The following is an 8800-nucleotide window of genomic DNA, read 5'->3' on the forward strand; positions in this document are numbered from 1 at the left end:
AAGGAACCTAAGAAGGTCCGAAGGGCACACCTCACCTCAGACCTGACCTCAATAAAGCAAGCTTCAGCGCTGTCCCAACCCGTCTCGATGCCGACTTTGTCAACGCAATCTGCCAGGAGCGGTCATTCCGCATCCGCTACATCGACCTCACGCTTCGATCGTCTACGGTCACACGACATGCATTGCCCACGCCCTCACGGGGTGCAGGCCTGGGCGATCGAGAGGCTGTTCTCGTAGGGGCGGTGCCTGGTGATCCGGCCGTTCTCGACGGTGAGGTGCAGCGCGAACAGGCCCTCAAGGGACTTCCCCGTTGCGTGGACGGTCCCCGACACGTGCCCCATCAGGACCGCGGCGGTTCCGTCGACGAGGAAGGTGTCGACGCAGGCGCGGGCGTCCTCGGGCACGGTGTGCTCCATCAATTCCATGAACTGGGCCGCGCATTCGGCGGCAGTGGAGCGCGGGCGGATCCACGGGACGGCGGGGTTATCGACAAGCAGCCAGTCGACCTAGTCGGCGAAGAGGGTGACGAGCCGCTCGGTGTCCCCCGCCAGACGGGCAGCGAGGAACTCCTGCACGCCGGCACGGGTGTCGTCGGCGACGGATCGTGCGATGTTAGCGGTGGGCGTGGCGGTCATGGCCTGGTACGATGGAGCGCCTAGCGCTGGGCCACCTGACGCGGCTCGGCATGATCAATGTGGATCACGCCATTGTTGCCATAGCTGTTGATCCCGGCCACCTCGGGCCGTGAGCGCAGGTACGCAACCACAGCCTTTCCGTTACCCTTTACCTTGAAGTCCACCGCCCGGCATGCGCTATGAAGCTTATGGCGCACGCTGGCGCGGCTGTGATTATCGGTGTGCAGCTCCGTCGTGGACACCAGCATCACCGCACCAAAGCGCGCTTCAACATCCTTCAGCACATTGCGCAGACCAGTCGGCAGGCACTCAGTGGGCGCCGCCGGTGAGTTGGCGGAAGCTGTCTGGGTGACAGGGGCTGCCTTAAAAGCAGGTTCTGCGGAGCTGGCTGTACGAGCCGCCTGCTGGCCTGTGGGAAGCTGTGGCGGGTCCACCCAAAGGCGGCGGGCGCTGGGGGTGTTCGCCGCAACTGCGTTTGGCTTGACGTACTTCGTGGGCTTTGGTTGCAGCGCCGCGGAGTCCTGCACGATCTCCCGCTCGGCATGGGCCGGAGCTGCTCGGAGCAGCAAGGCTCCCCCACTCACCATCGCCCCCAACACCAGCGATGCACTGAGAACACGAGCGGCGGTCTCGACCCTGTCCCGTTGCTCCGCAGGTCTGAAGTAGTTCGCAGGGCAAAGAGTGCGCTTGTGCATGGTGAAGATCCTGTTCATTGCTTCACCTCAGTCGCACTCGTGCACAATGCGGGACACAACCTTGCCCTGAGGCGTGCGGTGCTTCTGCACTTCCAAGTAGCAGTTCTCCGCCAGCTCAATGCCTGCCGTTCCCTGCTGCTCGTCCACCAGATCCTGCCCCAACAGTTCGGCCATTTGGCTGCGCACGTCAGGCTGGGAAGAGACACCTTGCGAGGCAGCCAAAGCTGCATGGCCGAGCACGAAGGTGGCGCCCAGGGTCAGAACAGCGAGACCCCGGAGGTAAGCGGCAGGGATGCGGATCATGGCAGGCTCTCAAGCAGGTGGAGGGTGGAGGCCTGCCAGGATGAGCAGGTGAGATATCATTAACGCGCAATTGAACTGCACGCAACTATACTAAGGGGCTATTCGATGGTACGTTAACGAACCTGATTGCATTTAGGAGTAAGCTTTGGCCAAACCGCAGCCGTTCGTGCCCGATACCGTTGAAGACACCCTGACGCTCGACCGGCAGCTCTGCTTTGCAGCCTATTCCGTGTCGCAGGCCTTCAACCGCGTGTACAAGCCAGGGCTGGACCAGATTGGTCTTACCTATCCGCAGTACCTTGTGCTCTTGGTGCTGTGGGAGCAGGACGACCAGATGATGAAGCACATTGGTGAGCGGCTTCATCTCGACTCGGGCACGCTGACCCCGCTGCTCAAGCGGTTGGAGGCTGCCGGCATTGTGCGCCGCCAGCGCGATCCCGAGGACGAGCGTCAGGTGCGGATTATTCTCACGCCCAAGGGCCACGGCCTCAAGGAGCAGGCTGCCAAGGCGCGGCACAACGTGGCCTGCGCCAGCGGCCGCTCCGCCCAGGAGATCCAGGCGCTCAGGGACGAGCTCATGCACCTGCGCGACAGCCTCAACAGCTTCCTCGAGTAGTCTTCCTCGCCCTTCTCATACTGGGTTGATCCGTCACCATTGGCGCAAAAGCAGTAGAGCCGGAACCGTGGCTTTGGTCATGGGATTGATGATCGGCCAAGCGTCGCAACAGTTTGTCCTCCGGCAGGATCATGGTGCAGCTCATCGAGGGGCAATGCTTCGGCATGGGAGGACCAGCATGCCGTCGCGCCTCAGCCGCCTCTGGAGATCCCTGCTGACCCTTGCGACGAGGATCCTGCTGGTGCCTTTAGCAGGCCAGAATATAGCGCTCGCCCAAGCACCGTCCTGTGAGCGGTATAAGGCAGAACTCGCCTCCCTGAACCGCAGTGGCGCCTCATCCCGCCAGGCCGAAGCCAATGCCCAGCGGCATGCCCGTGAGATCGAGCGCCGGTCGGGCTACTATCGCGCCATCGGCTGTGACCGCGGCGGCTTCTTCTTCGCGCCTCCGGCGGAGTGTGGTCCCATTGCCGGGCAGATCCGTGCCCTTCAGGCCAGCTACCATTCTCTCATCCGCCAAACTACAGACACATCGGCTGTTGATGAGCGCCGCCGTCAGCTCAGGGCGGCCATCGGCAGGGCCTGCGATGCAGCCGAACCTGAGTCCCTCCCAAGAGCCAAGCTGAACGGCGATGAGCGTCTTGTGTGTGTGCGCTCTTGCGATGGAGGGTACTTCCCCCTGGACAGCGAGCCGAAAGGAAAAGAAAGCGTGGCCAGCCTGTGCAGCGCCTTGTGCCCGAATGCAGAGGTGATGGTCTTCCATGCTCCCCGCGAGGGCGGCATTGAGGAGGCGGTGTCGGACACAGGCGAGCCGTACATGAGGCTGCCGAATGCGCTGCGCTTCCGGAAAGCCTACGATCCGAGTTGCTCCTGTAAGAAGCCGGATGAGAGCTGGGCGCATGCACTGCGCAAGGCGGAGACCATGATCGCGCGCAAGAAGAGCGATGTGCTGGTCACAGAGGCGATCTCGGAGCAGATGACCAACGCGGCGCTCAGAAGGCCAAAGGCTACGCGGGACAAGGCGGAGGTCACGATGATTGGTGTGGCCTCGGCAGCCCCACCGCCGACCTCAAGGGATCTTGAGACCACGGGCAGCGTTCAGGCGACCCCCTCGCCTGCCAGGCAAGGCAGGTCAATCCGGGTGATCGCCCCTGACATCATCCCGGTTCCAGTGCCATAGGCTTGTGAAGACGCCTATTGAAAGGTCCGCAAACGTCCGGTGTGGGTCACGTCCTGCCCTTCAGCATGGCTGTGTAAATGTCCGCTGATCCTGTGCAACCAGACGTTCAGCTTACTTCGGCTCCGTGCCATGAGCCGATCTTCCGCCTTGATGCACTCTGGAATGTTTTGGCGCTTGTAACGAGGCAAACTGATCTCGACAGGTGCACTCCAGACCTACCCGTATGGGAGATGTCCAATCGTAGCCCGCCAGTCCACGACGGGGACTGGCGGGCTCCTTGTGCTTAGTTGGGGGATGCGGCTCTCGGTTTCGGGTGTTCCAGGAAGAAGCGCATCATCTCCCGGCTGGCATTGGGGCCTTTGGGTTCGGTGTAGGACCCACTCGGACTTCCGCCGGACCAGGCATGACCCACCCCGTGAAGAACCCAATGCTCGAGCATCGGGTGTCCGCTGCCATCGCACTCGACCGTGCGGGTATAGCTAATCCCGCCGGGAGCCTGCCCGCAGCTGACAGTTGATCGCAGATCCGAGCTCGCCTTTGACTGAGCAATGACCTGATCCCCATTGATGGGACTGACGGTCGTGTCGCGATCACCATGGAACACAATAGTCGGCACGGGCTGTTCGGCTCCTCTGTGATGAGGCACCCCACCCTGCCGCATGGCAGCAAACGCGGACGGCATGTCACGCGCTGCCCCACATGCTAGCCCAGAATGGACTCCCACGGCGGCATAGAGGTCCGGGTAAGCCGAGCCCATGATCGCGGCGGCTGCGCCACCGGCTGACAGTCCGGCGACGTAAACGCGTCCCGGCTCGACGGAGAAGTCATGCATGATCTGCCGAGTGATGCCGGCGATCAGCGAGGGCTCACCGCGATCCCGCTGCTGATCGGCTGCGTTGAACCAGTTCCAGCACTTCGAGACATTAGCCGACTGGGCCTGCGCCGGATAAGCCACGAGAAACGTCTGCTCCTCGGCCAACTCGTTCATCCGCGTGCCGGCGGCAAAATCGTCCGGTGATTGCGTGCAGCCGTGCAGCATCACCACGAGCGGTACTGGCTGACCCGTGTAGCCGCTTGGAATGTAAAGCTTGTAGGCACGGCTCCCTGCCTCGTTGGCAAAGGTGCTCTCTTCGAAGCGCGCTCCCTCCGGCAGCGGAGCAGGCGCACCGGCTGGATCAGGTCCAACCAATCCATCAAGACCGAGCGCGGAGCCGGGTTGCCCCATGCGGTCGAGGAAGCCGCGCAGCGCCTCCGGCATCTGGGGCAGGCCCAAACCTCCGGCAGAGCTATTAGGGCCGTCAGGAGCCATGTTTGGGAAGTTGAACTTCGGCGAAGTCCACGCCGCTCCTCTGGACGATGGTGGCACGATATCAATGATCCGTGCAGCAGGTCTCTCTCGACGCTGGCCCTCATTCCCGCCTGCGTTGCTTGAAGCAGGTGAGGAGTGGCTACTCGGAAGCCCTCCTTGGAGGATTGCTAGGGCTTCTGTAAGTCGTCCTTCACGGGTGAGACGGGTTGCCTCGAGTATGTCGATGGTTGGCTTCATGTTCATGAGCTCGATCCTGTTATGGGGTGACATGGGGCAAAGCGGGACCTGCCCCTTCTTGTCGGGAAGGGTCAGGCAGGCTCTCAAGACGGGAGACGGATGCTACTCGGTGGTCAGCGTATGCGGTCCTTGAGTGCCTCTTTCACGGCCGAACTGGCGTGCCAGGCGCCAAGGACGTGAAGGGAGGCGATCGTCTGCCGCGCCAGCTCAGGCGTAACATCACCAGCAATGCTGGCGAGACCGAGAACCTGGATATGCAGCATTTCTCCGGCGGCTTGCACGGCCTCGAGGTCCTGGCGACTGTAGTGGCGCAGGCCGAGGTCAAGCTGGTGGCGGTCGACCGATTTCTTCACGGCGTCGTTATGACGGTCAAGCTGGTATCGAATGGCTGTCCGGATGAAGTCAGTCCGGTTCGAGTAGAAGCCCTCTTGGACCAAGAGATCAATATGGCCCAGGTCAACATAGCCCAGGTTGATCGTGATCTTCTCGCTATCGGACGCCTTTGGTCGAAGTTCGTGCACGATGCTGGCCATAGCCGCCCTCCTGGTACCATCCATATAGATGGTAATTGGATGGTCTGCGTCGCGAGTTCAAGCCCGCGTATTGTCTTTCCCTGAATTGAGCCTGCTGCTTTGCGCCTATTTCACAGGATGAGGATCCAGATTGGGAGCACGGGCCTCAAAGGAGCCAGAAGACCAGTCTCGGGGTTTAATGTGGAGAGGCATGGAAACGCCTCGTTCACACGGCACGAACCTGCCGACCCGATATCCTCCTGGACCTCAATGGTGCCCCATGAACGAACATGGCGAAGACTGGCGCTCCAAGCTCGAAGAGGAGGCCGCTCCCGGCGTGCTGCCGGACGATCTCAGCCGCGCCGGCGAGCCCGGCCGGGGACGGGAGGCGAATACCCCCGGGCAGATCCCGGCCCGCGGCTGGAAGGATATCCTCTGGCGTGTGCTCTGGGGGATCTCGGAAGATCGTATCCTGTCGACCTCGGGCGGAGTTGCTTTCTTTGCCCTGCTGGCAGTCTTTCCGGCGATTGCCACCATCGTGTCGCTGTACGGGATCTTTGCAGATGTCAGCACGATCAGAGGTCACCTGTCCCTACTATCGGGCATTTTGCCCGGCGGGGTGCTGGAGCTCATCGGGGAGCAGATCTCCCTGATCGTCACCCAGAGCAACGACACGCTCAGTGTCGCCTTTATGATCGGCTTTCTGGTGGCACTCTGGAGTGCGAACTCGGGCGTGGCAGCCCTCTTCGATGCACTCAATGTTGTTTATGGTGAGAAGGAGAAGCGCAGCCTGCTGCGCTTCTACGCCACAACGTTCCTGATCACCCTTGGCATGATCGGCTTCGTCATCCTGGCCATCAGTGCGGTAGTGGTCGCGCCCGTCGTGCTCACCTTTGTGGGCTTCGCGACCCCAGCCAAACAGCTCCTGACAATCCTACGCTGGCCGATCCTTCTCCTGATTGTGGGCATGTGGCTTGCTGTCATTTACCGCTACGGCCCGAGCCGTCGTGACCCGAAGTGGCGCTGGGTAACCTGGGGCAGTGTCACGGCTGCGGTGCTTTGGCTTGCGGCGTCAATGCTGTTCTCTTGGTATGTTGCCAACTTCGACAGCTACAACAAAACCTATGGCTCGCTGGGTGCTGGCGTTGGCTTCATGGTGTGGATCTGGTTGTCGGTGGTGATTGTCCTGCTTGGTGCTGATCTCAATGCCGAAATGGAGCACCAAACGGCCCGAGACAGCACGGATGGGACGCCCAAGCCGCTAGGTGCCCGCGGTGCCAACATGGCGGATCACGTTGGTGCATCGCACGCCTGACATGGCTCTACGCTGTAGCCAGAGACGCCCCAAGCCGCTGCCGCGCCCCTGTTCAAAAAGCTTGATAATGCCAGAGCTTGGGCCGAGAGAACCCTACCACGCAAGTTCCGCGGAGTTCGTTAAACGGGGCGTTATGGAATGTAGCGCCACGCAATGGTCCGCTCCGGGTCTTGGTCGTGTCAAAACACTTTGGCATGAGACGGAGTGCGGCCTTTTACGCTCCAAAGCCCTTCAACATCATTGGCGTGCCCAAACCGGCCGATTGTTGATCGATTGAGCCTCCAATCACCTGGGGAGTGGTGTGAGCGTGGCGCTCTTGGACTTAATAAGCGGGCAAAGCCCCGCCCCTACGCCCTGAGAGCGGCCATGAGAGGCTGGATACCCAGGATGTTCAGCACCCGGGTGAGATTGTAGGCGAGCACGTGCAGGGCCATCTCGCCCCTCACCTTCGGCAGCCGCTTCATCAGGAAGTGGGTGGCGCCCATGCGCATCTTGATCGTGCCGAACGGGTGCTCGACCACCTCCCGCCGCTGGCGCATCGCCCCAGGGTTCAGATCAAGGCGGCGCTGGACCGCCTCCAGAACCGCCTCGTGCTCCCAGCGCGTGATCCGCCGCTGCGGAGCTGTGGTGCAACGGCTCTTGAGCGGGCAGCCCTGGCAAGCCATGGTCCAGTAGCGCCGGAGCGTCAGCCCTCGCTCGACGTTGCTGTAATAGTACCTGAGCTTCTCGCCCGCCGGGCAGCGGTAGACGTCCTCCTCGGGCAGGTAGACGAAGTCCTGCTTGCCGAACCGGCCGCTGGACTTGGCGCCTGAGGTCATGGGCTTGGGCAGGGTGACGGTCACTCCAGCCTGCTCGCAGGCCAGGATCTCCTCGCTGTCCCAGTACCCGCGGTCAGCGACAGCGTCGAGCTGGTCCACCTCCAGAACAGCCTTGGCCTCCTGGCCCATGGAAGCAAGTTGAGCCCGATCGCAGCCGTCGTTGGTCACCTCATGCGCCACGATGAGATGGTGCTCGGTTTCGACCGCCACCTGCACATTGTAGCCCGCGACCCCGGAGCCGCGTCCGCTGGTTGCCATGGAGCGCGCATCCGGATCGGTGAGCGAGATCTGCTGATCGGGAGAGGCCAGCATCTGCGCCTTCAACTCCGCCAGACGCTGCGTCTCCTGCTTGAGCCGGGCGATCTTCTCTTTCAGCCGGGTAGTCCTGGCCGCCAAGGCCTCGGAGGGCTCCTGCCGATCGGCGGTGTCGAGCTGCTGGAGATAACGCCCAACGCTCTCCTCGATCTGAGCACGGCGGCGCTCCACCTTGGCGCGGGTGAAGTTCTTATCCCGGTTGTTGACTGCCTTGAACTTGGAGCTATCGATGGCCACGCTAGCGGTGTTCAGAAGCCCCAGCTTGCGGCACAGGGTGACGAACTGGGCGCAGACCTGACGGATGGCGCGGGCGCTGTCCTTGCGGAAGCTGGCGATCGTCTTGTGATCAGGAGCCAGGCGTCCCGTCAGCCACATCAGCTCAACATTGCGGCCGGCCTCGCGCTCCAAGCGTCGGCTCGACGGCACCCGGTTGAGATAGCCGTAGATGTACAGCTTGAGCAGAACCGCAGGATGGTAGGACGAGCGTCCGGTGGCTTCGGGCACGACGCCACTAAAGCCGAGTGCCCTCAGATCGAGCGCGTCGACGAAAGCATCAATAACGCGGACTGGGTTGTTCTCATCAACCCAGTCGTCCAAGCTTTCGGGAAACAGGGTGGTCTGGCTGCGATCCACGCCTTCAACAAAGCGTCTCATCCGATCCCCCAAACAGAGCGGGCAGTCCTACCACTAACCGCGTTTTGACACAGCCAGGGTCATACAGCGACGATCCCCAGCTTTCAGGAACGTCCGCTGTTACTGCCCTAAGCCGACCTTCGGCTTAATTCCGAGAAGTGCCGATTTCGTTGAAAAAGTCCTCGTGATTAGCGACGGATCGTGATTCCCTGATCGGGCATTCTCAGCGGAGGAT

The 8800-nt window shown here is 61.9% G+C and carries 10 protein-coding genes; 4 read left to right on the top strand and 6 right to left on the bottom strand.

Going from position 1 to position 8800, the window contains the following annotated elements; genetic code table 11:
* Nucleotides 1–194: 194 nt before the first annotated feature.
* Entirely contained in the window at nt 195–425 is a 231-nt protein-coding gene (locus tag AC0QTX_RS26785; RefSeq protein ID WP_474606838.1) for a nuclear transport factor 2 family protein, read from the bottom strand.
* On the opposite strand from AC0QTX_RS26785, the gene AC0QTX_RS26790 reads away from it, so the two are divergent.
* Nucleotides 333–659 (top strand): hypothetical protein, encoded by a 327-nt coding sequence (locus AC0QTX_RS26790; RefSeq protein WP_474606847.1) that lies wholly within the window; start codon nt 333–335, stop codon nt 657–659. The genes AC0QTX_RS26785 and AC0QTX_RS26790 overlap by 93 nt on opposite strands.
* On the opposite strand, the gene AC0QTX_RS26795 is transcribed toward AC0QTX_RS26790, so the two are convergent.
* Nucleotides 656–1348, bottom strand: a complete 693-nt coding sequence (locus tag AC0QTX_RS26795; RefSeq protein ID WP_474606839.1) for a D-Ala-D-Ala carboxypeptidase family metallohydrolase — start codon at nt 1346–1348, stop codon at nt 656–658. The genes AC0QTX_RS26790 and AC0QTX_RS26795 overlap by 4 nt on opposite strands.
* 9 nt (nt 1349–1357) lie before the next feature.
* A complete protein-coding gene (locus tag AC0QTX_RS26800) occupies nt 1358–1633 on the bottom strand; it encodes a hypothetical protein (RefSeq protein ID WP_474606840.1) in 276 nt (91 codons plus the stop codon).
* Between the two features lie 145 nt (nt 1634–1778).
* Here AC0QTX_RS26800 and AC0QTX_RS26805 point away from each other — a divergent pair, with 145 nt between their 5' ends.
* Nucleotides 1779–2249 (top strand): MarR family winged helix-turn-helix transcriptional regulator, encoded by a 471-nt coding sequence (locus AC0QTX_RS26805; protein ID WP_474606841.1) that lies wholly within the window; start codon nt 1779–1781, stop codon nt 2247–2249.
* Between the two features lie 178 nt (nt 2250–2427).
* The gene (locus tag AC0QTX_RS26810; protein WP_474606842.1) at nt 2428–3426 is read left to right on the top strand and encodes a DUF2865 domain-containing protein; all 999 of its coding nucleotides are present in this window, start codon (nt 2428–2430) and stop codon (nt 3424–3426) included.
* A gap of 283 nt (nt 3427–3709) precedes the next feature.
* On the opposite strand, the gene AC0QTX_RS26815 is transcribed toward AC0QTX_RS26810, so the two are convergent.
* Both AC0QTX_RS26815 and AC0QTX_RS26820 read right to left on the bottom strand, forming a co-directional pair.
* The gene (locus AC0QTX_RS26815; protein WP_474606843.1) at nt 3710–4978 is read right to left on the bottom strand and encodes an extracellular catalytic domain type 1 short-chain-length polyhydroxyalkanoate depolymerase; all 1269 of its coding nucleotides are present in this window, start codon (nt 4976–4978) and stop codon (nt 3710–3712) included.
* A 107-nt stretch (nt 4979–5085) separates the two neighbouring features.
* The gene (locus AC0QTX_RS26820; protein WP_474606844.1) at nt 5086–5505 is read right to left on the bottom strand and encodes a CopG family transcriptional regulator; all 420 of its coding nucleotides are present in this window, start codon (nt 5503–5505) and stop codon (nt 5086–5088) included.
* A gap of 259 nt (nt 5506–5764) precedes the next feature.
* Here AC0QTX_RS26820 and AC0QTX_RS26825 point away from each other — a divergent pair, with 259 nt between their 5' ends.
* The gene (locus AC0QTX_RS26825) at nt 5765–6799 is read left to right on the top strand and encodes a YihY/virulence factor BrkB family protein (protein WP_474606845.1); all 1035 of its coding nucleotides are present in this window, start codon (nt 5765–5767) and stop codon (nt 6797–6799) included.
* A gap of 347 nt (nt 6800–7146) precedes the next feature.
* On the opposite strand, the gene AC0QTX_RS26830 is transcribed toward AC0QTX_RS26825, so the two are convergent.
* Nucleotides 7147–8586: an IS1182 family transposase gene (locus AC0QTX_RS26830; RefSeq protein ID WP_474606846.1), complete on the bottom strand. Its 1440-nt coding sequence runs from the start codon at nt 8584–8586 to the stop codon at nt 7147–7149.
* Nucleotides 8587–8800: the final 214 nt, after the last annotated feature.

It is taken from the genome of Microvirga sp. jy35 (genome assembly GCF_056148915.1).

Bases quoted from the DNA above. Each gene is read 5' to 3' on its own strand.
- AC0QTX_RS26785 (WP_474606838.1), bottom strand. From the start codon at position 425: ATGGAATTGATGGAGCACACCGTGCCCGAGGACGCCCGCGCCTGCGTC.
- AC0QTX_RS26795 (WP_474606839.1), bottom strand. From the start codon at position 1,348: ATGAACAGGATCTTCACCATGCACAAGCGCACTCTTTGCCCTGCGAAC.
- AC0QTX_RS26800 (WP_474606840.1), bottom strand. From the start codon at position 1,633: ATGATCCGCATCCCTGCCGCTTACCTCCGGGGTCTCGCTGTTCTGACC.
- AC0QTX_RS26810 (WP_474606842.1), top strand. From the start codon at position 2,428: ATGCCGTCGCGCCTCAGCCGCCTCTGGAGATCCCTGCTGACCCTTGCG.
- AC0QTX_RS26815 (WP_474606843.1), bottom strand. From the start codon at position 4,978: ATGAACATGAAGCCAACCATCGACATACTCGAGGCAACCCGTCTCACC.
- AC0QTX_RS26820 (WP_474606844.1), bottom strand. From the start codon at position 5,505: ATGGCCAGCATCGTGCACGAACTTCGACCAAAGGCGTCCGATAGCGAG.
- AC0QTX_RS26825 (WP_474606845.1), top strand. From the start codon at position 5,765: ATGAACGAACATGGCGAAGACTGGCGCTCCAAGCTCGAAGAGGAGGCC.
- AC0QTX_RS26830 (WP_474606846.1), bottom strand. From the start codon at position 8,586: ATGAGACGCTTTGTTGAAGGCGTGGATCGCAGCCAGACCACCCTGTTT.